Origin of the sequence: Lysinibacillus sp. NPDC056959, assembly GCF_042674095.1 — a bacterium.
Lineage (GTDB): Bacteria > Bacillota > Bacilli > Bacillales_A > Planococcaceae > Lysinibacillus > Lysinibacillus zambalensis.
In genome coordinates, this window is the sequence record NZ_JBHURE010000012.1 from 15,608 (window position 1) to 42,135 (window position 26,528).

Annotated in this window: 26 protein-coding genes; 3 read left to right on the forward strand and 23 right to left on the reverse strand. The window is 36.7% G+C overall.

Annotated elements, in window-relative coordinates:
- Positions 1–44 precede the first annotated feature (44 nt).
- The 7 genes from ACFTQ7_RS14490 to ACFTQ7_RS14520 form a co-directional block, all read right to left on the reverse strand.
- On the reverse strand, positions 45–2,357 hold the full coding sequence (locus tag ACFTQ7_RS14490) for a YheC/YheD family protein (RefSeq protein WP_386829584.1): 2,313 nt from the start codon (positions 2,355–2,357) through the stop codon (positions 45–47).
- Positions 2,358–2,477: 120 nt separating this feature from the next.
- Positions 2,478–2,909, reverse strand: coding sequence for a hypothetical protein (locus ACFTQ7_RS14495; RefSeq protein WP_386829585.1), 432 nt, complete (start codon positions 2,907–2,909; stop codon positions 2,478–2,480).
- Between the two features lie 468 nt (positions 2,910–3,377).
- Positions 3,378–3,710, reverse strand: a complete 333-nt coding sequence (locus tag ACFTQ7_RS14500) for a DMT family transporter (RefSeq protein ID WP_386829586.1) — start codon at positions 3,708–3,710, stop codon at positions 3,378–3,380.
- A 14-nt stretch (positions 3,711–3,724) separates the two neighbouring features.
- Complete coding sequence (locus tag ACFTQ7_RS14505; protein WP_386829588.1) at positions 3,725–4,051, reverse strand: DMT family transporter; 327 nt, start codon at positions 4,049–4,051, stop codon at positions 3,725–3,727.
- 5 nt (positions 4,052–4,056) lie between these two features.
- Positions 4,057–4,587, reverse strand: a complete 531-nt coding sequence (locus ACFTQ7_RS14510) for a TetR/AcrR family transcriptional regulator (RefSeq protein ID WP_386829590.1) — start codon at positions 4,585–4,587, stop codon at positions 4,057–4,059.
- Positions 4,588–4,902: 315 nt separating this feature from the next.
- Positions 4,903–5,115: a helix-turn-helix domain-containing protein gene (locus ACFTQ7_RS14515; RefSeq protein ID WP_079560164.1), complete on the reverse strand. Its 213-nt coding sequence runs from the start codon at positions 5,113–5,115 to the stop codon at positions 4,903–4,905.
- 11 nt (positions 5,116–5,126) lie between these two features.
- A complete protein-coding gene (locus tag ACFTQ7_RS14520) occupies positions 5,127–5,765 on the reverse strand; it encodes a DUF2975 domain-containing protein (protein WP_386829592.1) in 639 nt (212 codons plus the stop codon).
- Positions 5,766–5,894: 129 nt separating this feature from the next.
- Between ACFTQ7_RS14520 and ACFTQ7_RS14525 the strand changes: the two genes are divergently transcribed.
- Entirely contained in the window at positions 5,895–6,146 is a 252-nt protein-coding gene (locus ACFTQ7_RS14525) for a hypothetical protein (RefSeq protein WP_386829593.1), read from the forward strand.
- Between the two features lie 107 nt (positions 6,147–6,253).
- Entirely contained in the window at positions 6,254–6,634 is a 381-nt protein-coding gene (locus ACFTQ7_RS14530) for an SUKH-4 family immunity protein (protein ID WP_386829736.1), read from the forward strand.
- A 37-nt stretch (positions 6,635–6,671) separates the two neighbouring features.
- On the opposite strand, the gene ACFTQ7_RS14535 is transcribed toward ACFTQ7_RS14530, so the two are convergent.
- From ACFTQ7_RS14535 to ACFTQ7_RS14545, 3 genes are all read right to left on the reverse strand, one after another.
- Entirely contained in the window at positions 6,672–7,946 is a 1,275-nt protein-coding gene (locus tag ACFTQ7_RS14535; protein WP_386829595.1) for a DUF5068 domain-containing protein, read from the reverse strand.
- A gap of 1,025 nt (positions 7,947–8,971) precedes the next feature.
- A complete protein-coding gene (gene opuFB / locus ACFTQ7_RS14540) occupies positions 8,972–10,486 on the reverse strand; it encodes an osmoprotectant update ABC transporter permease/substrate-binding subunit OpuFB (RefSeq protein WP_386829597.1) in 1,515 nt (504 codons plus the stop codon).
- The gene (locus ACFTQ7_RS14545) at positions 10,479–11,444 is read right to left on the reverse strand and encodes an ABC transporter ATP-binding protein (RefSeq protein ID WP_386829598.1); all 966 of its coding nucleotides are present in this window, start codon (positions 11,442–11,444) and stop codon (positions 10,479–10,481) included. The genes opuFB and ACFTQ7_RS14545 overlap by 8 nt, the downstream gene beginning before the upstream one ends.
- 683 nt (positions 11,445–12,127) lie before the next feature.
- Here ACFTQ7_RS14545 and ACFTQ7_RS14550 point away from each other — a divergent pair.
- On the forward strand, positions 12,128–12,886 hold the full coding sequence (locus ACFTQ7_RS14550) for a glucosaminidase domain-containing protein (protein ID WP_349658640.1): 759 nt from the start codon (positions 12,128–12,130) through the stop codon (positions 12,884–12,886).
- Positions 12,887–12,944: 58 nt separating this feature from the next.
- Here ACFTQ7_RS14550 and ACFTQ7_RS14555 read toward each other — a convergent pair whose 3' ends face one another.
- The 13 genes from ACFTQ7_RS14555 to ACFTQ7_RS14615 all read right to left on the reverse strand — a co-directional run bounded on the left by ACFTQ7_RS14555 (position 12,945) and on the right by ACFTQ7_RS14615 (position 26,528).
- Positions 12,945–13,511 carry a hypothetical protein gene (locus ACFTQ7_RS14555; RefSeq protein ID WP_386829600.1) on the reverse strand — a complete coding sequence of 189 codons (567 nt, stop codon included), beginning with the start codon at positions 13,509–13,511 and terminating at the stop codon, positions 12,945–12,947.
- 110 nt (positions 13,512–13,621) lie between these two features.
- On the reverse strand, positions 13,622–14,455 hold the full coding sequence (locus ACFTQ7_RS14560; protein ID WP_386829601.1) for a C40 family peptidase: 834 nt from the start codon (positions 14,453–14,455) through the stop codon (positions 13,622–13,624).
- The gene (locus ACFTQ7_RS14565; RefSeq protein WP_386829602.1) at positions 14,452–15,237 is read right to left on the reverse strand and encodes a serine hydrolase; all 786 of its coding nucleotides are present in this window, start codon (positions 15,235–15,237) and stop codon (positions 14,452–14,454) included. Before ACFTQ7_RS14565 ends, ACFTQ7_RS14560 begins: the two co-directional genes overlap by 4 nt.
- A gap of 7 nt (positions 15,238–15,244) precedes the next feature.
- Positions 15,245–16,177, reverse strand: coding sequence for a S66 peptidase family protein (locus ACFTQ7_RS14570; RefSeq protein WP_386829604.1), 933 nt, complete (start codon positions 16,175–16,177; stop codon positions 15,245–15,247).
- Positions 16,174–17,121, reverse strand: a complete 948-nt coding sequence (locus tag ACFTQ7_RS14575) for an ATP-binding cassette domain-containing protein (protein WP_386829606.1) — start codon at positions 17,119–17,121, stop codon at positions 16,174–16,176. The genes ACFTQ7_RS14570 and ACFTQ7_RS14575 overlap by 4 nt, the downstream gene beginning before the upstream one ends.
- Positions 17,111–18,175 carry an ABC transporter ATP-binding protein gene (locus ACFTQ7_RS14580; protein WP_386829607.1) on the reverse strand — a complete coding sequence of 355 codons (1,065 nt, stop codon included), beginning with the start codon at positions 18,173–18,175 and terminating at the stop codon, positions 17,111–17,113. The genes ACFTQ7_RS14575 and ACFTQ7_RS14580 overlap by 11 nt, the downstream gene beginning before the upstream one ends.
- Positions 18,176–18,181: 6 nt before the next feature.
- A complete protein-coding gene (locus ACFTQ7_RS14585) occupies positions 18,182–19,156 on the reverse strand; it encodes an ABC transporter permease (RefSeq protein ID WP_197144043.1) in 975 nt (324 codons plus the stop codon).
- On the reverse strand, positions 19,156–20,226 hold the full coding sequence (locus tag ACFTQ7_RS14590) for an ABC transporter permease (protein ID WP_386829609.1): 1,071 nt from the start codon (positions 20,224–20,226) through the stop codon (positions 19,156–19,158). Before ACFTQ7_RS14590 ends, ACFTQ7_RS14585 begins: the two co-directional genes overlap by 1 nt.
- 76 nt (positions 20,227–20,302) lie before the next feature.
- On the reverse strand, positions 20,303–22,126 hold the full coding sequence (locus ACFTQ7_RS14595; RefSeq protein WP_386829611.1) for a peptide ABC transporter substrate-binding protein: 1,824 nt from the start codon (positions 22,124–22,126) through the stop codon (positions 20,303–20,305).
- 179 nt (positions 22,127–22,305) lie between these two features.
- Positions 22,306–23,373, reverse strand: a complete 1,068-nt coding sequence (locus tag ACFTQ7_RS14600; RefSeq protein ID WP_386829613.1) for a dipeptide epimerase — start codon at positions 23,371–23,373, stop codon at positions 22,306–22,308.
- Between the two features lie 23 nt (positions 23,374–23,396).
- A complete protein-coding gene (locus ACFTQ7_RS14605) occupies positions 23,397–24,191 on the reverse strand; it encodes a M55 family metallopeptidase (RefSeq protein WP_386829614.1) in 795 nt (264 codons plus the stop codon).
- The gene (locus ACFTQ7_RS14610; protein ID WP_386829615.1) at positions 24,188–24,880 is read right to left on the reverse strand and encodes a M15 family metallopeptidase; all 693 of its coding nucleotides are present in this window, start codon (positions 24,878–24,880) and stop codon (positions 24,188–24,190) included. Before ACFTQ7_RS14610 ends, ACFTQ7_RS14605 begins: the two co-directional genes overlap by 4 nt.
- Before the next feature lie 610 nt (positions 24,881–25,490).
- Entirely contained in the window at positions 25,491–26,528 is a 1,038-nt protein-coding gene (locus ACFTQ7_RS14615) for a DmpA family aminopeptidase (protein ID WP_386829617.1), read from the reverse strand.

Genomic DNA, 26,528 nt, shown 5'->3' on the forward strand with positions numbered 1-26,528 from the left:
AATAATTGTCCCCTTTCAAAAGGTCAATTACTCGGGTCTTTTATTTATTCTTTAAATGTTTGATCTAAAAATTTAACCGTTTCAAACATATTCGTTTTACTAGCACCCTTTACTAAAATGGTGTCGTGAGGTTTTATGACTTTCTCTAAGAGAGCATGCAAGTTTTCCTTATTAATGAAATGATGAATTTTAGAGGGCTCCATCCCTTTAGCCTTTGCTGCCTCTCCCATTTCCTCCGTTCTAAAGCCATAAGTAATGAATAAATCTATGTCTTGCTCATAAATGAATTCACCCAATTTACGATATTCCTCTTCTCTCAAATCCCCTAATTCTCGCATTTGTCCAATAATAGCAACTTTACGTTTCTTCGCTATATTCGTAAGAACATTAATAGCTGCACGTACGCCCTGTGGATGAGAGTGAACGGTATCGTCAATAAGCGTAATGTCATCACGACAGTTATAAATAGTTAATCTTCTAGGTGGTTTTTTGAAATTAAGCCCCGCTTGAATATCTGCTGGACTAAATCCTAAATAATCTGCAACCGCAACAGCATTCAGCGCATTATAAACATGATGCTCTCCTAAAATGGGGATATACATAGCCACTTCCTGTCCTTGTAGCTTTATTTTAAAGGTCATACCGATGTCTTTATATCGAATATCATAAGCATTATAGTCCGCTGTGCCATGTATGCCAACCGTTAATATTTTTCCTTTAAACTGCTTTGTCTCTAAATATTTTGAGTTGTGATCATCCTTATTCAATATTAATAAACCGTTTTGATCCATACCATGTATTAATTCCGATTTTGCCTTGGCCACGCCTTTAATATCTCCATCAAAGTTGCCTACATGAGCTAAACCGATATTTGTGATAATACTAATATTCGGTTGGATAATGCTACAGTGATTTGTTATGATACCTGGATAAGCCATTCCGTATTCAAGAACAACAGCCTCGTGCGAAGCATTAATTTCTTCTTTATGTTTTTTCGTATGCTCTGTTGTATTCCAATAATCTTTTGACTCAAAAACATTCCATTTTTGCGACAAAATAGAGGCAAGAAATGCTTTTGATGTCGTTTTTCCAGCACTGCCGGTAATCGCAATAATCGGTAAACCCTTTTCTTTGTCTAAAGCCTTATTTGTCGTTTGTTGTGTTATTTCACTTTTTACTTCGCCTTTATCCTTAGTCGGCTGTGTTATTTCACTTTTTACTTCGCCTTTATCCTTATTTGTCGTCTGCTGTGTAGTTTCACTTTTAACTTCGCTTATATCCTTATCTTTCTGCCGTTGCTTAATTTCCCTTTTAATTTGCTTATGGTTGCTAGCAAGGTACATGGCATACTTTATTGTATAGATAACCACATCTAATTCTAAATAGAACGCAGGAGGGCAACCTGGTCGCCAGTTTACTTCATACATCCAGATTTTTTGATGTTCATCTAGGCCTATATCAATGCCAATTTCATCAATAACTTCTCCAAATTGCGCCATCTGAATTTCATCTAAATGTTGAGCTAGTGACAAGGAAAAATGCTCTAACATACGCCGAATATCATAAGCCTCTTCTTTAAATTCCTGCTCTAGAAAAGGATCTAAATAATTCGTAAATCCACCATTGTTAATATTAGGTATGATTGAGCCATTTGGTGCGATTCGCGGATAAATCGTCGTTATAACCCATTTACCTTCACCGTTTTTTTGAACATGAAGCCGAAAATCATAAATTTGACCAGATTTTGTTATCGATTGAATATATGGTTGCACGATAAAGGTGCCTGTAGAAAGTTGCCCACTTATTAAATCATCTAGCTGTGACTTTGAATAAATAGTAATTTCTGTATCCTTCTTTACCTCAAAGTTAGTCCTTCCTACTTTTGAAATAAAATAAATCCTTTTTCCCTTCCGTCCATCTATCGGTTTAAATACCACTTTTTTATAAAATGATATAAATTTGTGGAATAAATCAACATTCTCCACAATTTCAGATGGAATTAAATATTTATCGAATTCCTTAGCTTCCTTCAGTCGCTTCATCACGTTCCATTTATTCCCTATAGAATAAGTTGTAAAAGGGATTTCCTTTTTCAATTTCTCAATAATGTCCTTTGATATTGATAATTTTTCTGGACTTCCTGCATTGTATATCACATCTGGAAAGGGCATCATCCTTTCATGCCAATCGCCATTTTCATATACCTTCCCTCTAATGGAACGATTATCGAAGTTAACACTTTTTGGTGTAAAATAAAAAAATTGAGCCCCTTCTGCTTTTGCAACGGCCGCAAATGCATATGACTTAATTACGGTTTGAGGATCTAGACGATGATGCAACATTCCAATAATTGTCATTCGTTAATCTCTTCCTTTCATCGATTTTCTCTCTAATAATTCAATCAATCCAACGTGCATATAGACAGCTGCTCTAACTTTTATGTTATTTTAGTAGGCTAAAAAAGGTAAATAATTCTATCACCATTTGGGCTCAATGATAAATTTCTCTTTTAACATATCTGGCTTTAGTATTTGAATCCCAGAGATACAACATAATTCAATGCATTTTACAGTGGATGTTCGCTCTAACCTGACAACCTCTGTAATCAAATTCGTATCATGCCCTTCATAATCATAAGCACGCAAAAGCGAAATTGTTCCTCGACAACGTTCTCTATCAATAGCCTCTATACGAAAAAATTCCGTTTCAAACTGCTTTACAGTATCCATTAACCTCAAATGAGTACCGTCTTCTGTGATTAAAAAAAAGGGAATTGTATCGCTTCCCACTATTTTCACAAGCAGTTGACCAAAGTATTTAGAATGATAATCCTTTATCACATCTTGGAGTGCTTTTATGTCGTAGAGTGCTTCACATAGAAAATGGTTTCTTTTATTTTCATTATTCATTTCCCCCAGCCCCTCCCAAGTCTTCATGAGCCATTCGTCCAGGACAGAAAGACTACCTATTCAAGGTTTTAGTGTATACAAAAATATAAGTGGGAGTTCCACTGCCCGTAAAAGCCCGATTGGTTTATGAACAATCAGCGGGGATGAGAATCTCCCATTTCACTTTATGCAACATCTTCTCTTTATCATATGTAAAAACAATAAATATGACGACTTTTTTCGATTCACCTATAAAATTAGTTCATTATTTTGAAAGCTGTGGGAAAGTAGTTTACCGAATATAGATTATGTTAACTTTTCATTTGGAGAATTGATATTTTGAAGATCATTGCAGAAGGTTTTAAAGCAAGAATAAACGGACAGTAAGACTCCCTAAATAACAGCAAAAAAGTTAGGTGGGAGTTCGACTGCCCGTTAAAGCTCGTCTGAAGAAGACTTATTATTTAGTGGTGTACTCCACGTTTCACTTTATTGAACACTTTGTTGGTCTCCCTGATTTAGAAGAATAACACCGCCAATAATTAATGTAATTCCGATTGCTGAGAATAAATTAAACATTTCTCTCCATACAACAATTCCGACAATTACGGTTAAGGCTGTACCTATACCTGACCAAATGGCATATGCAAGGCTTAATGGCAGCGTTTTTAAGCATAGGGACAAAGAATAAAACGAAATCCCATATCCTAATGCGACAGCTATCGATGGACCTAGAATTGTAAATGCCTCTGAAAACTTAAGCATCGTTGTTGCAAATACCTCACTGACAATAGATAACGCTAAAAAAAGATAACCCTTCATTTACAAATTCCTCCTTAATGTCCGCTACCAGCAAGGTTAAGTATTACTACACCGACAATAATAAATAAAATCCCCATAAGCTTTTTTTTATTAAGTAATTCCTTATAAAAGATTGCACCGATTATCGCCGTTAACGCCGTTCCTATTCCTGCCCATATCGCATACGCAGTACCAATTGCTAAAGTTTGTAATGTTAGAGAAAAGAAATAAAAAGCTGTTCCATACCCAACCACTACACCAATTGACGGGAATAATCGTTTAAAGCCATTTGTAAGTTTCAGCATCGAGCTTGCAAAAACTTCTGCGATAATTGAAATAAATAAAAAACCTAAAGCACTCATGTATGTTAGTCCTTCCTTGTCATGTGCATTAATTGTTCAAAGACACCTTCTGTTGCCTTATCGGATAACGGTGCGATATTTAATAGTTTAGAATAATACAATCCATCAATCGTTAACCGAATCAAATGAACAACGGGGGCCTCTAAGCCATCCTGAAACAACTCTTCTAATAAACATTCATAAACGGTTGAGATGGATGAATGGTCATTTTGCAATATTTGAACCGCAATATTTAAAGATGCCCCATTCTCAAGATCTTTTTGAGAAGTTAAAATAAATGCTCTCGACAGTCTTCCAGTCCCTTGCTCAAAACTTGCTAGATGTTCAAAGGATTGTATAACCTCGTTTAAAATCGTTTCAGCAATTGCTGTTTGAAGGGCATCCTTCGTATTAAAATGATATAGTAAACCACCTTTACTAATGTTCGCCCTTTCGGCTACCCTTTCTAAAGTTAAAGTGCTTAAATCATTATCCTTTAAATATCGAATCGCCGTTTGAATAATATGTAATCGTTTTAAATCTGCTTTTGATGACATACAATCCCCCTCTATCAATTTCGCCTTGGCGTAATTGCGTCTAGATTTTGAATTGTACCCGCACAATTCATTCCTTTGAAAATCTGTGACATCCGCCAGAGGCTTTATCTTCATTCAGTAGGGGTTTAGAAACCACCCACGGAATAGAAACCTCATCAGCATTCATCTCACCACCTTCACAGGTAGGAGTCTTCTACTGACTGAAGATAAAAAACCGTCTGGACGGTCTTTTTTATTTTACAGTTCCTATTTCACATCGTCAATTACCGCGCAAAAAAATCGAGACCCGAATAGCATTCAAGCTTCGGGTCTCTTTTATTCTTCATCGTCTATATACTCCAAAATATCTCCTGGCTGGCAGTTCAATGCTTTACATATCGCATTCAACGTAGAAAACCGCACTGCTCTAACCTTTCCAGTTTTTAAGTTGGATAGATTGACAATCGACACATCTACTTTTTCCGCTAGCTCACTTAGCTGCATTTTTCGATCAGCAAGCATTCGATCTAATCGAATAATTATCGTCATTTTTTCACTTCCTAAGCTGTCGCATCATATTCATCCTGTAAAAACGCACCATACCGGAATACACGTGCTATCGTCCAAATGACGAATCCACATAATAATAATGTCCAATTAATTCCGGCAAATTGAAAGCTTATCTCTTTTATCAAACCTGTACCTACTAACAACTCACCTAATTGAATTTGTTCAGTTACTGTATAAGCAATGTACGTGCGAAATGTATCTACTGTCAAGCTTAATACAACTACAGTATAAGCTATCCATTCTATTTTTCTACTATTCTTTTCTGAAAAAATAATCCCTTTACTTATATGACTCAACAGATTTCTTACTTGAACAACGATGAATAATAATAATCCTATGTAGATTGTAGCAGTCAATAGTAATTTCACGACACTCATTTTCGTATACTGAATATTTTCCGTTACTTTATCTGCTAATTCAATTTGTATCCCTTCTAAATGAATAAAAGCTGTTATATTACCTTGTTCCAGAAAATTATTTACACTATTCTCCGGCACAAAAATTACCCCTGCACATAATACGCCTATCATAATAAGTCCAATTATCATTAAAACCATCATGATTGTAAAAATTGAACGTAACCCTTTTGTTAAAAATCGAAATTCTTTACTTTGGATTATTTGTTCCATTCCAAGCATCCCCTCTCTTATTGTTAATTATACATCTCACTATACCCTTTTCAATAATTAATTAATGTTTATCGTTAAAAAATTATTGTTTAATTTGAATACCATCATGCATACTGAATTAGCTATACTATGACAAAAGGCAATAGTTACAACTTTGAAAGGGCTGAAATAGAATTGGAATCTTTACCTACATACAGAACGATTTTGCAAATGGATCAAAAAGGAATCTCTCAAACTACAATTAACTTTCTAGTTGAGAATATTGAAGATGACTTTGAAAAGTTGAGCAAAAAATATAAATTTTTATCGATTGCTAAAGGATTTTTGAGAAGCTATTACTCACTTAAAGAAACGGAATTAAAAGTTGAATTGTCAAATTAGAACAATCCGGTGAAGAGGAACCTTTAAAGAAACTTGAAGGTGATCGGTACTATGCAGATATTATTATTAAACTACCGAATTATTTTAAGTTTGAGGATTTCTATCTGATTAAAGAGCATTCCAATCATGAATATTTTGTACTCAGTAAAGTTAGTGATGAAATTCTCTTAATTGACTACGGCAATTTTGAAAATATAGAACGCATTTATGTAAATTCATCAATAGAGACTTTTTGTCATTCTTTAGCGGCATATAAACGATGCGTCAATATAATTGTGAAATACTATAATAATTTTCGAGATAAAGACGAAATGAAGTTTAGTGATGAAATACTAGCTATCCCTCATCAATTAAGGACTATATTACGAAAGATTGATCCGTCTATACTTCCTTCTCATTATTGGGAAAAGAAATGTGATGATTGGGAGAAAAAACTTGTGATGCATGAATCGTCCCATCGCAAAGGATTAGGCCTAAACGGATGGTAAAATAAGCCCTCTCAATTTACGAGAGGGCTCCAGCCATTTATTTTGGTAATGTAAATGTTTCTTTTTTACCTTTAGAAGTATCCTCTGCTCCTTTATTTCGGATCGGACCCAACTCAATGTCAAAGGCTTTATCTTTCCAAATTTTTTCATACTGCTCTTGATCTAATACGAATACTTGTAATAGCTCGCCATTTTCACCAGCTTTAATAATATCATTAGGCTTATAATTTAATAACATACCTTCGCTTAATAAATATTGCATGCCATCATTAACTGTTAATTTCGAAGACATAGAAGATAAGCCAATTTCACTAGTAGCTTTATTTTCAAGTTTAAATTTCACTGTTAATAAAGTAACACCGTTTGTGAAATTCGAGAAACGAGGAGCCTCCACCTCATTAGGTGTAAATTTTGTAAACTGATACCCTTCTAAAGTAGCATTTACATCACCAATTTTTTTACTTTCATTGATGTCGCTTTTTTCCTTTAGAATCTTCTTTTCACCCATATTGTCCATTGTTACTTTATCTTGATAAAACGTTGAATTACTAGATACTTTTTTCGAACCATCTGCATTTAAAGCAAGATTAAATCTTCCTTCTGTACCAATAGTAGTATCATATTTTTCTTTTTCGGCAAGCGGTACTGGAATCATTACTGATACTGTGCCCAATTCATTGATTTTTGCTAAATCTGTTTCACCGAATGGATAAGCGATATACCCAGTTACCTCATCACCCGCTTTTATCAAATAATCTGTTTCAAAGCTTAGTTTTCTTGGTAATTGATCCTCTTCCGGAATCAAATACTTATCATTCGTATAATATTTACTAGCACCCGTAAATGTAACGTCTAAACTAGGCATGTAATAAACATCTTTATCCATATCATTCTTCACTGTATATTTAGCTAAAATGACACCACCGTTATTTTCTTCGTTAAATGGAATATTAAAATCGGTATGGAAATCCTTTAACTCTACTACTGAATATGCATCAATCGAAATTGCAACATTCTCCATTTTATGTACTTGTGGTTCATTATTTTCAAAAAGAACTTTAGTTTTCCCTTGTGTTTCCTTCCCCATATAAGAAATTAAGGAAGCAAAGTCAGCTGAACCTTTTGTTGATTCTTGGTCTTTTTTAGGTTCTTCCTTTTGGACTTTGTCTTTTTCTTTATCTTGTCCTTTTTCCTCCTGTACTTTCTTTGGTTCATCGTCTTTCTTTGTTTCGTCCCCGTCTTTCCCACAACCACTAAGAATGATTGAAGTCGATAAAATTAGCGAAGACATTAAAAATAAACTCTTTTTCATTTCTTCCTCCAAGTTGTTTCTTAATTAATTTTTGGCTCAACTGTAAAAACAAATAATAAAAGCTATTTTTTGAGCTGATACCCATTTTAATCCACATTTAGTTCCAAAACAACTTGCACTGGAAGAAATTATACTATTGAAGTATCGAACATCCAAATATTGTTTATTGAATAATTCAATCTTATTTTTCAATTACCATTTTTTACATATTCCGAACTTTTTCAAGTTATTTTCTTTGAATAATAATTATCAATGTACTAAAAAGGCTGTATCACTCAAAGTTATTAGAAAATAAGTACAATATACCCGAGAACATAGTCTCATTGCGATTTTTGAAATTCCTGATAAAACTAGGCTGCTATCGTATAGATTATTGTTAATAAAACGTAAAAAAAAGAATTAATCTACAAAATATATAGAATTAACTCTGTTAAAAAATATTCAAATTGAATTTTAACTACTTATTAAACCATATAGCATTAGTAGCAGACCTAAATAAAAAAACTTGATCCTGTTATAGGGTTTGTAACAAAGTCAAAAACCTCCATCTACTTTTCCTTTACAGTATCAGCTTTCATTATCTCCGGTATGTAAATACAAAACGTAATAACTATACAAATAATCCCTGTAATGAAGGATCATACACCAAATCTAAATTTTCTTTTCTTGTTTTCATTAAATGGATCATATACCCGACCATTGCCAAAGTTAGTCCGCTTGTTACAATGGTCAAAAAAATCATACGCATTCTTTCAATTCTCTTTTCTCTATGTATTCGATCATTACCCGGACAGTATCTTCTAAATGTCCAAGCATATCAAACTTGGTACCCATTACGAAACAAGTTACATAACGCTTAATTATACTATTTCATACAACCTTCCCATTACTTCAAAATATACCAACATCTTATGGCAGTAATTTCGGTTGGCAACGCAACTATCTTTACGAAAACAGCCTAAAACTAATAAAAAGTAGCTAGAAAAAAGATAAATATCTCATTTCTAGCTACTTTTATTTTCGTCTTACAACAGTCCTGCTTTTATTAAATATTCGCGTGCCACGTCTTCTATGTTTTGGCCATCTACATTTACTCGATAATTCATTTCGCGCATCTCATCATCTGTTATTTGCTTTGCCAGCTTATTTAAAACTGTTTCAATTTCAGGATACTTCTCTAGCGTTTCTTTCCTTAGTAATGGAGCTCCTTGATAAGGTGGAAATAGTTGCTGATCGTCTTCCAACACTTGCAGATGATATTGACGTATTTCACTATCCGTTGAATAAGCGTCTAATAAGTTAATATTACCTGATTCGATTGCCTGATATCTAAGCTTTGGCTCCATAGTCGTTATGTTTGAAAGTGAAATACCATAATTTTTTTGAATGCCCAAATAACCATCTTCTCGATCATTAAATTCCAATGTGAAACCGGCTTTTATCTTTTCTTGAATAGGTTTAATGTCAGAAATTGTTTGCAAATGATAGGTTTCAGCCATTTGCTTTGATACTGCCAATGCATACGTATTGTTATATTTCATCGGACTGAGCATCACCATATCAAACTTATTCACCATTCCTTCTTGCGCCTGATGATAAACATCCTCTTGATTATTATTGATGGCTGCCTCTTTTAAAAACTCTGAAATTACCGTTCCAGTAAATTCTGGATAGATATCAATGCTACCAGATTTAAGAGCATTAAATACAAAGGAAGTCTTACCAAGCCCAGGTTTTAATTGCACCTTTAAATCTGTTTCATTTTCGATTAGCATTTTATACATATTAATTAGAATCTCTGGCTCAGCACCAAGCTTCCCTGCAATGATAATCTCTTCTTTCCCTTTGAAGTTAAGTAGTGGGGAGACAATCATTACTAATGCAACAACACTAATCATACTCAATGCTGAAATTGTTTTTTTAAACGACAGTGATTCTAGCTTTTTGAGTAAGACGTCAAACACTAAGGCTAAAATCGCGGCAGGAACAGCCCCTAAAATAATTAAAGCTGTATTGTTTCTGTCAATACCAAGCAAAATGATATCTCCTAATCCCCCTGCTCCGATTAATGCTGCTAATGTTGCTGTTCCAACGATTAATACCATAGCTGTTCTAATCCCCGCCATGATAACCGGCATAGCAAGGGGCAACTCTACTTTCACTAATCGCTTTCGCGTATTCATCCCCATAGCCATCGCTGCCTCTTTTAAAGATGGATCTACTTCGTTGATCCCCGTAAATGTATTACGTAAAATGGGAAGAAGTGCATAAACAACTAAGGCAATAATTGCCGGTACTTTTCCGATGCCAAAAAACGGAATTAATAACCCTAATAACGCTAATGAAGGAATCGTTTGTAAAACCGCACTAATACCAATAATAATCTCCGCTATTTTCTTTTTATTCGTTAAATAGATCCCTAGAGGAATAGCAATCACCACTGCAAAGAATAGCGCAATGAAGGAAATTTGAATATGCTCTAATAAAGATGCCAATAGCTGGCCTTTTCGTACGCTCAACACCTCAAAAAAATTAGCCATATAAAGTACCTCTTTCTAAGGAATCCTGTGCCAAATACTGAAGCATAGATGCTCTTGTGACAACACCAATCATTTCCCCTTTTTCTTCCACACCCAAACATTCAAAATGAGCTAATTTTTGAAGAATGGTCTGTAAAGAATCATTGAAGGAAATGGTGTTCTCTTGATTTCTTTGAATATTCTCAACTGCAATAGATTCAATTACATCTTGGATATTGAAAGTATGCTTCCCATACTCTTTTACCCCAATAAATTCTCGAACAAAATCATTAACAGGCTTTTGTATGATTTCTTGTGGAGTACCAATCTGCACAATCTCCCCATCCTTCATTACGCATATTCGATCACCGAGTTTTAAGGCTTCTTGCATATCATGCGAAACAAAGACGATCGTTTTTTGAATCGTTTGCTGAAGCTCAAGAAGATCATCTTGTAATTTTGTGCGGCTAATCGGATCTAAAGCACTAAAAGGCTCGTCCATTAAAATGATTTCGGGATCCGCTGCTAATGCACGAATAACACCGACCCTTTGCTGCTCACCACCAGAAAGCTCTGTTGGTTTGCGCTGACTATATTTATCTGGTTCAAGACCAACCATATCTAGTAACTCACGAACTCGTTGCTGGATTTGAGGTTTATTCCATTTTTTCAATTCAGGCACAACAGCTATATTTTCTTCAATCGTCATATGAGGAAAAAGCGCAATTTGTTGAAGGACATAGCCGATATTCCATCGCAATTCATGAATGTTGTAATCACTAATTCTTTTACCGTTAATTCGAATAGTCCCTTCCGTTAAATGAATTAATCGATTTATCATTTTTAATAATGTTGTTTTTCCACAGCCACTAGGTCCAATAAGAACAAAAAATTCTCCCTTTTTGATCTCTAAATGAATAGCTTTCACTGCGACTTGGTCATTTGCATATTTTTTTGTGATATTTTCAAATGCTATCATTGTATAGTATAAGCTCCTTTTCATCACTATCTGTTAAACGAATACCCTCAGTTGTTACATCAATTTTAATCCCCGTTAAAACATTGATACGTAGACCTACTATATTAAATATATATTTTGTTAATTTCCGTTCCGGCTTGGCGCTTTCCTAGGGCCCAGCCGTAACGGAAATCAGCTATTCCACTTTGCAAGGATTCCTTGATCTTTTGAGAACACACATTGTCTATTTACTTAAGTTTTAATATAGAAATAAACTACTATTATAGTCTTCTTCATTTCATATACGTTAAGCATAGTAGGTCTAGAACTAACACTTTTTTAAGATACAACGTGTTCCTATATATATTTCACTATCTAAAGTCATTTCAAACTTAATTTTTTGTATTATATCAAAACGTTAGTCATCTTGACGCTTTACTCTATTTGTCTCATAATTTTCATAGAAAATCGTATACTGTTTTTGAATACGTTTAACTACTATTCAATCTCCTTTCATTTCTAAAAGGTGCTGGAAATTAAGGAACTAAATGAAGGGTTTTATCGTTCTATGAATGATATACTCTGTAAAAGAAAACATGACTTTATTTCTATTAATGACTCTGGAATAATTAGAAATATATGAACTTCGTTATTTAATAGAAAGGGGGAAGGCAGATGTTGTAGTCTATCAACATCAATGAACAATGAAATACGTAATTAATTTTTTCAAAGGACTTCTGATTACTATTATTGTTATTTGTATTTCGTTTTTTATGGTGACACAGCTATTCAAGACTAATGAAACTGTAGAGCCTATAGTTGTAGATAATCGTCCTAGTGTAGAAGAGTTTATTGGCTCAATTGCTGAAATTGCTCGGAAACTCGGTGCCGAAAATGACTTGTATGCATCGATTATTATTGCTCAAGCCGTTTTAGAAAGTGAGCATGGACAAAGTGGTCTCGGATCTTCTCCAAATAATAATTTATTTGGTATGAAAGGTAGTTATCAGAATGACTCAGTGACATTTGAAACATATGAGGATGATGGGAAAGGTAATATGACTACAGTGATGGCTCAATTCCGCAAATATCCTTCCTATGAGGCATCTTTACAAGATTATGTGAAATTAATGCGTAATGGGGTTTCATGGGATAAAAATTTCTATGCAGGCGTTTTTAAAAGCAATGCGAAGTCCTATACAAATGCCACAAAGTTTTTAACAGGCTCCTATGCCACAGATTCAAAATACAATGAAAAACTGAATGCAGTAATAGCAAAGTATGATTTACAACAGTATGACAGCCCTGTCAAAGATAAAAAGACAATTACCGTAGCTGATGGTGACTCGCTTATGCATATTGCAGAGGCTCATAATGTTAAAGTTACGTCCATCAAACAATGGAATCAGCTTCGATCTGATACACTTGAAGCTGGTCAGCAATTAAATATTTATAAATATTAATAAAAAATCTCCATGTAAAATTTTTTGTCATGGAGATTTTTTATTTTGAAGTCTATTATTAACTTATTAATCTGTAAATCACAGTCTCTATGTCAAAAACACGCTTGTTTAATGCGTAAGTTCTATCTTCTACTTGCTTAGCAATTTTTTCAGTAAACTCACCTAAATGTTCGACAATATTTTTCTGAAGCTCAGCTTGTCCAATTTTAAGTTCATGCACATCACTCTTAAGTTCACTAACATCATTTTCAATTTTATATAAGCGTTGGTCAATGTCGTCAATACGTTTTTCCATTACATCTAGTTGTTGGTCCATTCCGTCTAGCCGATGGTCAATTCCGTCTAGTCGACGGTCAATTCCGTCTAGTCGTTGGTCCATTCCGTCTAGTCGACGGTCCATTCCGTCTAGTCGTTGGTCCATTCCGTCTAGTCGTTGGTCCATTCCGTCTAGTCGTTGGTCCATTCCGTCTAGTCGTTGGTCAATTCCATCTAGTCGTTGGTCCATTCCGTCTAGTCGTTGGTCAATTCCATCTAGTCGTTGGTCCATTCCGTCTAGTCGTTTATGAACTGGCGTCAATTCTTCTTTTAAAACGGAACGTAGTAACTCTTTTAACTCTAGATTCAATTCATAACCTCCGATCATTTAAATTTTGATTTCATTATAGCATAATGCAAATAGGTTATCTCTATCAATAATTTCCCGATTCTTATCACAATTGAAAAAGAGAAGCCAAGTCAAGCTTCTCTAAAACTTTTATTTAAATAAGTACCAACAGCAGTAATAGAATTTGCCAAATCCTTCCGATAATGCTGATGCTGCTCGTCCAGACTATTAATATTAACCTCATTCCCGCCAAGCGAAGAATGTACATAAAGAAGCTCCCCTATATATAAAGCAATATGACCTGGGAAGTATATTAAGTCTCCCTTTTGTATGTTCCCTAAAGATATTTCCTTGATAGGAAAACCTTCAACAATTTTGGCGTCGCGATATATATATACCCCATTTAACATATACGCCATTGAACATAAACCTGAGCAATCAATACCAAGTGGCGATTTACCTCCCCAGCGATATGGTGCTGCTAAATAGCTAAGCGCTGTTTGGACCACATTTTCTCGTATTTGTTGCTCAGTTAAGCTGTTTTCTGGAATTTGTTCTTGTAACCATTGCCTACGTACATAACCAGTCTCACCCGACACTAATTGCACTGCTGCCCAGTCAGGATCTAACTCGTCATTAGTGATCAAACAGATAATTGAACCTTTAACGAGTGTTATCATTTTCGCACTTTGAATTCGAGGTTGCTGCAAAACATCGGCGAAGCTTTGGTTAATAAAATGGTTTGCTTCTTGTCGCCAAGTATCTGTTTTTGTTTTATCAACTATTAATTTAGCCTTTTGGCAATAGCCTTCATAACGATAAGCGGTTTGTATGCGTGCCCAGATCTCATCTATGTCTTCCATAATTTCTACCGTCATTCCATATAGTACCTCATCCACTAATTCTGAGGCTTCATCTGGCTTTGCGTGTAAATTTGCGATCATGGACTTCACAATGGCATTCATTCTATCCGCTCCTTCCGCTTCACCAAGTATTCGTAAACAACTTTGGAAATACGACCGATTAGCTGCCTCGCATGATCATTATTCGTCACCTCTGTTACGAAAACACCAATGAGATAATCTCCAGAGCTGCTGTACACAATCCCAGCATCATGATCTACTGTTTCAAGACCACCTGTTTTATGAGCAAGTTTCACATCATCTACTAAATAACGACTTAATGATTCGTGTATTCGTTGGCGACTTAAAATATCGATTGTTAGCTCACAAAATGCTGGTGATAACAAGTCCCTACGATAAATTCGTGAAAATAGTAGAGCCATATCACTTGCCGACGTTGTATTATCAAAGCCTTTTACAAGCTTTTCAAAATCCATCATCTTCCGTTGAATGGTTGTTTGCTTAAGCCCTATTTGACGAAAATAATGATTGAGTGCATCCATCCCTAGAAAATCGATTAATACATTTGTTGCTGTATTATCACTCGTAATAATCATCCATACTAAAAGCTCATAGATGGTACTTTGCTCTAGACGCTGCTCACTAATAACACTAAAATCAACCCACTCTTCTGGCGCTATCTCAAACTCTTGCTCTAAAGATTGGTTGTTGCTTTCTATATAGTTCAGAACAGCTAGCAGTATAGGCACCTTTATTAAGCTAGCACTAGAAAACGCGTCTTCTAGCTTTTCACTAATGAAAAATTGCTCAGTCTTACAATCTTTCACAAACATATGCACTTTATAGGGAGCATTTTGAAGAATCTCTGTTATCGTTTGCTTCATATTTCACCTACTCTATCACTGTTATCATCTGATTCTCCGTATCCATCGTGATCGTACGACCTAGTGGCAGCGACATCGTCGGTAAGATGTGACCACAAGTGATACCCTTAATGATAGGTTTATTGAATGGACCTAAAATTTCTCGGAAAATCGTTTGTAGGGATAGGCTATGCTCTGGATGTTTTGGTTTTTCAGGACCACAATTTGTCCAAGCTCCTAATAAGATACCTGCCACCTCATCTAGTTTGCCTGCTAGTTTTAGCTGCGTAAGCATCCGATCAACACGATGCTCACTCTCGTCTACATCCTCTAAAAATAATATTTTGCCCTTTGTATCAATTTCATAAGGTGTTCCAAGAGATGCGGTAACTAATGTTAAGTTCCCACCAATAAGCTGTCCTGTCGCTTTTCCAGCTACAAGCGTTGTCATTGTACGTCCAGGTGGATTTTCAAGACAGTAGTCAGTTCGTTCTGTTGCTGTCACACTTTCGATAAAGGAATTCCATGTATATGGATCCATCTCTGGCCGAATAAATTCTGTAGAGGGCATTGGTGTATGATATGTGACAAAGCCACATCTTTGGTTAAAAGCGATATGTAATGCTGTCACATCGCTATAGCCAGCAAATACTTTTGGGTTTGCCTTGATCATATCGAAATCCAGAAGCGGTAAAATTTTCGTTGCTCCGTAACCTCCACGTATGCAGAAGATGCCATCAATAGTAGGGTCTCTAAACATTTGATTAACTTCAGAGGCTCTTAGCTCATCAGAGCCTGCTAAGTAGCCATGCCTTACTCTACACGTTTCCCCAGCAACTACCTTATAACCTAGTTTTTCAATACTTTTAACTGCAGGGAGAAATTTTTCTGGTGGGGTTGCACCTGAAGCACTTATCAAACCAATAGTGTCACTTTTTTTCAAAGCCTTCGGACGAATCATTTGCTTACCTCCATTGTTCGTGAAGTTCGGTATCTTTCCAATTCCTCTTCATTTGCTAATACAAAATGACCTTCCTCTATTTCGAAAAATGACGGTGGCTGAATGTCATAGTTGTGCTGTGACGGATCATAGATTTCTACGACTTTATCACGCTCCTTATAAGGATTTGGCTCAGGTACTGCCGATATTAACGCCCTTGTATACGGATGAATTGGATTAGAAAACAGCTTTTCTGTCTCAGCTAGCTCAACAATCTTACCTTTATAAATTACAGCCGTCCGGTCTGTAATAAAACGGACTACCGATAAGTCATGCGCAATGAATAAATAAGTTAAATCATTTTGCTGCTGTAAGTTTGCTAGTAAATTTAATACTTGTGCACGAATGGATACATCTAATGCTGAAATTGGTTCGTCTGCAATAATAAACTCTGGCTCCATTACTAGTGCACGTGCAATTCCGATACGCTGACGCTGCCCTCCTGAAAATTCATGTGGGAAACGGCTAGAAAACTCCGGTAATAATCCAACATTTAATAATGCATTGCGTACCTTCTGTTGACGATCGGCTTCATTTTTGACTTTTTTTGTATTAATAAGCCCCTCGGAAATAATATAGTCTACCTTTGCCCGTTCATTTAGCGATGCCATAGGATCTTGAAAAATCATTTGGATTTTCTGTGTAATTTCTCGATCCCACTCTTTTGATATTTTGCCATTTAGCTTCTTACCGTGATACAGTATTTGTCCTTCAGTGACTTCATTGATTCGCATAATAGCTCGGCCGATTGTTGTTTTTCCAGAGCCAGATTCACCTACTAAACCGAACGTTTCACCTTTGCAAATATCAAAGCTGACATCATCAATAGCTATAAATTTATTTTTACCTTTACCAAAAACGACTTTTAAATTTTTCACTTCAACTAACACTTCTTTATGACTCATGGGCGTATCGTCTCCCTTCTGCAAAAAAGGCTTGTAATGCTTCAGGTGGCTTTACTTTCGGAGCAAGCGGATCCAATAGCCATGTACGTGCAAAATGTGTGTCACTCACCTGAAAAAATGGAGGACGTTCCATAAAATCAATCTTTAACGCATATTGATTGCGAGGTGCAAAGGCATCTCCTTTAATTTCTTGAAAAAGATTCGGAGGAGTACCTTTGATGGAATAAAGCTGTTGCCCTTTTGAGCCTAGTTGCGGCAATGAAGAAATGAGCGCCCAAGTATAAGGATGCTTGCCATTAAAGAAAATTTCATGTGTCTTGCCCACTTCGATAATATCGCCCGCGTACATCACTGCAATACGGTCGGCAACTTTCGCAACAACGCCTAAATCATGGGTTATATAAACGGTTGTTAGTCCATATTTTTGTTGGAGATTTTTTAGCAGCTGTAAAATTTGTGCTTGGATTGTGACATCTAACGCAGTTGTTGGCTCATCACAAATTAATATTTCGGGCTTACACGCTAGCGCAATCGCTATCACGATTCGTTGACGCATACCACCGGAAAATTCGTGTGGGTATTGCTTATAGCGCTTTTCCACATCGTGAATGCCAACATCTTTTAACAATTTTAAAGTTTCTTCGTATGCGGCTTTCCCCTTTAATCTCTGATGTAGATGAACACATTCCTCGATTTGCTTACCAATCGTTTTAAGCGGATTTAAAGATGTCATTGGGTCTTGTGTCACCATTGCCACTTCTTTTCCACGAATGCTTAGCCATTCCCGCTCGGTTCTATACTGTGCTAAATCTTGATCATTGTAGAGGATTTGCCCTTGATCAATGTGGCCATTTTTATCGAGCAAGCCCACGATGGATTTCATGAGAACTGATTTTCCTGAACCTGATTCGCCAACGATTGCAAGGCTTTCACCTCTGTATAAATCAAGGGAAATATTGCGAATAGCCGTTAGCACTCTGCCACGAAGTGTAAATTTAATGACAAGATTTCGGATGGTTAAAATAGGTGATTTAGTTTGTGTCACTTCCATCATCCCCCTTTATACGTGATTTTTCGGATCTGCTGCATCTGCAAATGAATTCCCTATAATATAAAATGCAATCGTAATGATACTTAATACAATACTTGGGAAAATGAGCTGATATCTTAATTCTGGAGACATCATGAGCACTCGGCCTTCATTGATTAAATTTCCTAAAGACGGCTCACTAATCGGTAGCCCTAATCCGATGTATGTTAAAAAAACTTCCGAACCTATTGCAAATGGAATAGCTAAACTCATTCGTAGCATAATGACAGAAATAAGATAGGGTAATAGATTTTTCACTATAATTCGGTAATCAGGTGTACCTAAACATTTTGAGGCTAAGTTATATTCACGATCTCGTAAAATAACAATTTGATTGCGTATAAACCTCGCCATTTCTACCCAACCAGTAATACACATAGCAATAATGATGGTTGAAATACTCGGTCGCAAAATATAGGACATTAAAATAAGTACGATAGTCGTCGGTATATTATCAACGACGTTGTATAGCTGCGTGATAGGTAGCTCTAATTTACGCGAAAAGCCCCAAAGCGTACCGATCGTAATGCCTACAATAGCTTCTACTAAAGCAACGACACAGCCAATAAATAGCGAGGTCCTTGTCCCTGCCCAAATACGTGACCATAAATCCTGCCCAATGGAGTTTGTTCCAAACCAAAATTCAGCGCCTGGCGCAATATTACGTGCTTGGAGTCCTGTTTGCTCATCAAGATATATTTCAGTCGGTGATTTTTGCGCTGGTAAATACGGCTGTAAAATAGTAAAGGTTACGATAATAAGCACGCCAACTAATAAAAAAACAGCGATGCGGTTTTTCAAAAAGGATTTCCAAGTTGAACGCCAATAGGAGTAATTAGAGTAGGCTGTTTCTTCAGCTTGACGCTCATCCACTTCTGCAAACTCGAACAAAGTTTCACGTGATTTGTTTGAAATATTGTTTATTTCTTCTGAATACATTCCCATTAACGTACACTCTCCCCTTTCCCTAATTTAATCCGCGGATCAACAAGGGCCATTGCAATATCCCCTAAAATGAGTCCGATAATTCCAAGTGAAGAGAAAACTAGCACTAAGCCTTGTACAATCGTATTATCTTGTCGTTGTATGGCATCTACGAGTAAGCCCCCCATCCCAGGAATGGAATATAAGGATTCAATATAGATAGAGCCTGTAATCGTAAAAAGGATGGTTGCAGGTAAATATTGTGCCATAGGAATAAAAGCATTTCGTAGTACATGTTTAAACATTAATGTACGTTCTTTAACACCTTTCGCTTTTGCTAGCTTAATATAATCTTTGTTTAGTTCATCCACCATATAACGTCGCATCCACATCGCATAGGAAGCAGTCGGCGCTAGTGCCATTGAAGTAAGTGGTAATATCCAAGTAATGGGCTGATACTCATCAAAAAGCATTGGCAAATGTAAAATTTCTGTAATATACATTTGAATGACTAAATAATAAACGGCGGCTGGCACTGCAACAACAATGACAATGTAGCCAGTTCCCAAACGGTCCAACCAACGTCCCTTCATCTGGGCCATCAATATTCCGAGCGGAACCCCTACTAATAGAGATAGTGCAACCGCACCTAAACCGAATAGTAAGGAATACATAATCTTATCTGCAATAATCGTGACGACTGGTACATCTGTCCGATATGTAACGGATTTACCTAAATCACCTTGAAACAGATTCGTGTAAAAGTTCCCCAATTGTACAAGTAATGGGTCCCGTAAACCTAAATTCGTTATATAGATCTCTTGTTGAGCAGGAGACATCTTATCCGCTGCTGCGCCTAAATAACCTTCTTCAGGCATTAAACGGAGTAATGAAAAAACAATCGTAATAATAATAAACAGTGTTAAAACTGATTGTAATAAACGTTTACCTATATACCCCAGCATCACTTCATCCTCCTTTTTCAGAAAGACTAAAGGAGATCCCGACTTTTCTATTTCGGTATCTCCTTCATCAATACTCACTACTTTTGAATATTTATCTTGAATGGAGCCATCATGTTTTTTCAACATTAACTACCCTAATGATCGATTCATTTAACTAACAATTATCGGGACGGGATAGGGTTTGAAATAATTGAATTTTCAATTATTTCACTGTATTAGCTAACACATCTGCCCGTTCTTGCTCCCACTTCGCTAAAGCTTCTTTAAACTCCTCATTACTCATTGGTTTTTCTAAAACTCGCTGACCTTTAAACTTCTCGGCCGTCACACCAAATGGGGAGTATTGAGCCTCAAATGGATTTAATTTAGAAGCAACATAGCCACTTCCTCCTACTGAATAAGGAATGACAAATGCCTCATCAATTAAGAACGCTTCCGCTTTCGCAAACAGCTCGTAACGTTTTGCTGTATCGATCGTCACTTTTGCTTCGTCTACTAAGTTTTGATATTTAGTTTTTCCGTTTGCTTCTGTATAACCTTCAGCTAACTCCGGTTTATTATAAGTACCGTCTGCAGTGAATGGATCCGTATACGTTGATGGATCGGCATAGTCTGGACCCCAGTTAGCTTCAAGGAATGCAAATTTACCAGGTTTACGAACCTCTGCTAAAAAGCCTGTTGATGGTCCGGCCTCTACAATAACGTCTACATAGTCAGTACCTAATAATTTTTCAATCTGCTGTTCAACGACTTGTGAACGATTTGCCCAATCTGGACTACCAGAGTTATAAGGCATTAACACTTTTACCGGGAAAGTTACTTTCCCTTCTAGCGCTTTTTTCGCTTTTTCCTTGTACTCTAATGCCTTTTCCTTATTAAAGGAGTCGGTGTTCGTTAGATTAGCTAATGGTTTTAATTGTGTATAGTCAACTCCCTCTACGTTGACAAAGTTTTTAGGCGTAATTGTGTTGCTCAGTAAATCTTTTGGATTATAAGGTTCTAATGTTAACATTGCTGACTCGCGGTCAAGCGCATGGAACAAAGATTTTCGGAAATCTTTATTATTGACCGCTTTCTTCCAATTTTCAGGCTCGTATTCTGCATCAAACTGCGGATTAAAGTTTAATGCAAAGAAGTACGTATAGAAGTTATTTTGTGTTTGACGGATTTGTGTTTTTTTCTTTTCGTCTTTAAACCACTCATCAATAATAGAAGTTGGAATACTCGCTGAATCGATTTCTCCTCGTAAAAATAATTCTGGTGCTACTGTAGCCGCTTCTTTATTGTATTTATAGCGAATACGATCAATTAGTACATTTTCTTTATCCCAATATTTATCATTTTTCACAAGTACTCGCTCATTTTGCGGTTCAAATTTATCTAAAATAAACGATCCGTTATAAAGGAAATTTTCACGAGTTGTACCAAAACTATCACCTTTTTCTTCTATAAACTTCCCGTTAACTGGGAAGAAGCAGACGTAGTTCAACATCGACAGGAAATAAGGTGTAGGCGTTTCTAAAGTATATTCCACTGTCTGCTTATCTACCGCCTTAATGCCTACCTTCGTAAAGTCAGTCATATCACCGTTATAGAAAGCTTCCCCATTTTTCACGACCGTCGCAATCCAAGCTGTCGATGATTCATTTTTTGCATCAAGTACATAATGTAAGCCATCTACGAAATCTTGAGCAACAACATCGGCATACTCTTTACCGTCATGTGTAACCCATTTTGCATCGTCACGAAGCTTGAACGTCCAAACAGTAGCATCTTCATTTGATGACCATTCTTTCGCTAAGCCCGGTTGCACAACACCATACTTATCATACTCAATTAATCCATCAACTAAGTTCGCTGCAACAGCAAACTCATTCGTTTCAGAAGTCTTTAAGTAATTTAGCGTTTTTATTTCCCCCGAATAAACAACCCGATACTCTGATTTTTTTTCACTTGATGAATCGTCACTACAGGCTGCACAAAGCATTACAACTAGACACGCGAAAAGCATCCAATATCTTTTCATAATAAGCATCCCCCTAGCAATCTTTTTATCTCGCATAAACGGGTAGAGATTTATATGTACCGTAAGCGAAAGCGTCAAGTACAAGACTCCCACTTCAAGATATATAAGCAGGGAGGTTAACTACCCGTAAAAGCCCTTTTTGTTCATCAGTGGAGGATGAAACACTTCCACTGGAGAAACTACATTGAAAATCCTACCCCAACGGCATCTGTCATCCTAATTCGATCATTTTCAAATTTTGGACCCCCAGCAATAGGATCTTTCACACATAAACTCGGTCCATCTAAATCTACCATCGTGATATTTTTCTGTGATGCGGCAAAATGTGCAGCAGCACTTACGCTAATTTTTGTCTCTAACATACAGCCAATCATGCATTGTATGTCGTTTGCCTCCGCAATGTGGCAAATTTTCTGTGCTTGATAAATGCCTCCTGATTTCATGAGCTTAATATTAATCAAATCCGCAGCTCGCTTTTCAATAATTGTATAGGCATCTTTTGCAGAGAAAACACTTTCATCCGCCAAAATATTTGTCTTTGTATTAGCCGTCACGAATTGCATTCCTACTAGATCATGGCAATGAACAGGCTGCTCAACCAATTCAACATTCGTACCTGCATCTTCAAGTGCGCCAATAATTTGTACAGCCTGCTTTGGTGTCCAGCCCTGATTCGCGTCCACCCGTAATGTAATGGCGTGTCCAACTGCATCACGAATAGCAACAACTCGCTCTACATCACCTGCTGGATCTTTCCCCACCTTGATTTTTAAAATTTGAAAACCTCGATGAACAGCGGCTATACTATCCTTCACCATTTCTTCAGAATCATTTACACTTATCGTAATATCTGTAATTAATTCTTTCCGATAGCCTCCTAGTAATTTATACAGAGGTGTTTGATAGTGTTTCGCCACTAAATCATAAACCGCCATATCTACGGCGGCTTTCGCACTGGTGTTTTGATAAATACTGCTGTCGATTCGCTCCATGATTGCTGTCAATTCTTCAATATCCATCCCGATAACGGCTGGCTTGATATACTCTTCTATAGCGTGCGAAATGGACCCTAGAGTTTCACCAGTAATAGCAGCAGTCGGTGCCGCTTCACCGATGCCTATTTGCCCATCATCAGTGTGAACATAGACGGCAATATTGTGAATGCTATGCACTGTTCTTAAAGCTGTTTTAAACGGTGTTATAAGCGGTACTTCTACTTTCCCTACGATAATATCTTTTATTTTCATCCATTCACCTACCTTTTCATTGCTTATGTTAAGAATTGTAATATTCGAAGCACCTCATAAAAATTATCCGTTACGAATTCCACTGTATTATGTGGTTTAAACGTAGCATTCGGATAGAACGAGTTTCGATATGCACGCGTATGATCACGATAAATGATTTCCACTACAAAGCGCTCCGGTAATGGTACTTGCAAATCTTCCCGTGGAACTTTCATTGAGTCCTCAACAAGTCGTTTCGTTTCTTTAATCGTCAGCTGTGGGCTAACACTAATAGTCGCATTTCCGATCCCTTCTTTTGTAGCAAATGTGAGGATATGATCATTGATTGATTGAATTTCCTCTGTTAACCCCACATCTCCACTAACAAATGAAACTGGAACACCATGTAAAGCAGCCGCGTACGTATTAATTAAAAATTCACTCGCATACTCCCCATTAATTTTCACATCCGCAAAAACACAAAGCGTATGTGCCAAAGGATTACGCGCACTTCCCCCTTTACTGTGGTAACCAATAAAAATCGCTCGATCAAAGCTCTTATCAAGTCCCGCGACCATACACATCGGGTCATACGTCCAACCTCGAATAATCTTGCAATTTACTGGTAAATTAGAAATATCTAGATTACGTGCTGAATCATGGGCATCCTTTAGTAAAATTTCGGTTGCTCCACCACGAATAGCCCCCTCTATAGCGGCATCTACTTCCTTTGTCATTTGCTTTTGGAAAAACTGATAATCTGGCGCGTTTAGCTCCGTCTCACTCCAAGCTGTTGTGCCAGTAATTCCCTCAATATCTGCACTAATATAGACCTTCATAGAATTCGAAACTCCTTTACATTATTGTCTTGGATAATGGCTTCCACAGCCCCATAACTAGCTTCTTGCGCACCAACACGTCTTGCCCATGAAACATTATTAAAATCGTAATGCCACCATTCCTCTGAATAATTCGTAAAGCCAACCATCGTCATACAGTTATATAGAAGACGTCGATGCACACAGGCTTCCCAATCTTCCTCTGGCTGTTGTTCAAAATAGCGTGTCGCAGACTTTTCACTGATTTCATCAAATGCTGAACCTAAATTTAAAGCATTCCCCTCTAAATCTCCTAGTGTCAGATCAATCGCTCCACCTGTTAAATGTGGGGCGAAATGAGCATGATCTTTGCTAGGAAACGCAACATACTTACGCGTTCCTCTTACAACCTCTTGCTCAGTAAAATGGGGATAACGCTGTGCGATTTGTTTTGAAAAACTCTTAAACAAAAATTGCTGCACTTGGAACGGACGATAGCCATCATATAAGATCAGGCTAAAATTTTCAGGTAATAATAATAGTGCTTTTATCAATCGGTCATAGACACCTTGACGTAAATAAATAACTTGTAAACTATTTGGTATTTTTTGATGATAGTATATTGGCTCAATAAAAATTCTTGAATGTTCTTCTCCAATTTGAATGATTGGCTCACCATTTTCACAAATTGCTGGCGTTGATTCCCTCATTGAAGTTTTATTTGCCTCAATAGGTTGAAAGATGGGGTCATGTATAGTTCACACCTCCAATTTCAGGTTTCGATAAAATTTTTAGATAATTCAGTTTTATCGAATGTATCACACCTTAAATTTATTGACTAGATAAAAAAAGAAATCTTACAGAGTAATAGCTATTCTCTGTTTTTTAAACAAGATGCGCCAAATCATTGATGCAAGGAGTCGAAAGGGGATGTTTTTTCACCTATTTAGGAATTTTATTCGTGGATAGGGTAGAAGATTACCGAAATACAATAAAAAATGAAACCCATCACCTTCTTCAAGGTTTCCAACCATAACGTGTGGTTGATTTCCGTTCCGACTTGACGTTTTCCAGGGGCGTGCAATCGGAACGGAAATCAGCTTATATAAATGGCATACGTTTTATGAAATGACATCCACCATCTGTGATAAGCCTTAGTAATTGGTTATAAAAAAAACCTCCATTTTGATATTAATCAAAACGGAGGTAAACTCTTCTAATTATTTCGAGATTACTATACGGTCCAATAGCCAAGTAAATAGTATTTTTATTACTACTTCGAGCACTAAAATTAAAGAGGTTTCATGCCTATTTATAGAGCTAAAATCGATAGGCTTCAACATTATGTCCATCTCGACCAATTGTAGTCTGTGCCTGTGATAATGAATTTAAAATGGCTTCCTCTGTTGCTTCTGCAGCAGCTGCAAATAATTGATTCATGATAGGATGATCCTCACGTAGCTGTGCACGTGTTTCAACAAGTTGATCTGATAGATGTGCGATATGATATGCTGTTGTAAAGCCAATGACTATATCTCCGCTGCCATGTGAAAAGTGACTGCCTGTACGTCCTAGTCCAATACCGCAACGTTTAATGACACGTGTTAGTTGACGACTACTAAGCGGAGCGTCTGTAGCAAGTACGATGATAATGGAGCCATCTGTCGGAGATAATGTCGATTCACTTGGATTGTTCGAAGTAATATATCGATGTGCTAGAAACTCTGAGCTTTGCCCGAAATTACTAAGGACCATACATCCTATCGTATAGTTCGTTGACTCATGCGTCACAATTCGGGAAGATGAACCAATTCCACCTTTATAGCCAAAGCACATCATTCCTTTTCCTGCACCAACTGCCCCTTCCTTTGCTGTTTCATTTGATGCGTTGCGGATCGCTTCCTCAGCATGTTCGGGTGTGATAGGACATTCTCGAATAGAATTTAAATAGCTATCGTTACATTCCCCGACTACGATATTAATAGTTCCTGTTGAATGACCTATTTCACTATTCGAATCTAGCATAAATTGTAACGTTCCTTGTGTTACAGCCGGAACGCCAAATGTATTCGTTAGCATAATTGGTGATTCAATAACCCCTAGTTCATTCACTTGAACGAGCCCTGTCGTTTTCCCAAAACCATTTATGACATAGCTTGCCGCAGTAACTTTTTGCTGAAATAAATTTCCATCATGCGGTAAAATCGCCGTTACTCCTGTACAGGCATAAGCGCCATCTTGATTCATCTTTTCATCGAGCGTTACATGACCTACATGCACGCCAGCTACATCGGTAATACAATTTTTCTCACCAGTGGATATTGTTCCAATAACGATTCCCAGCTCTCGTACTTTCAT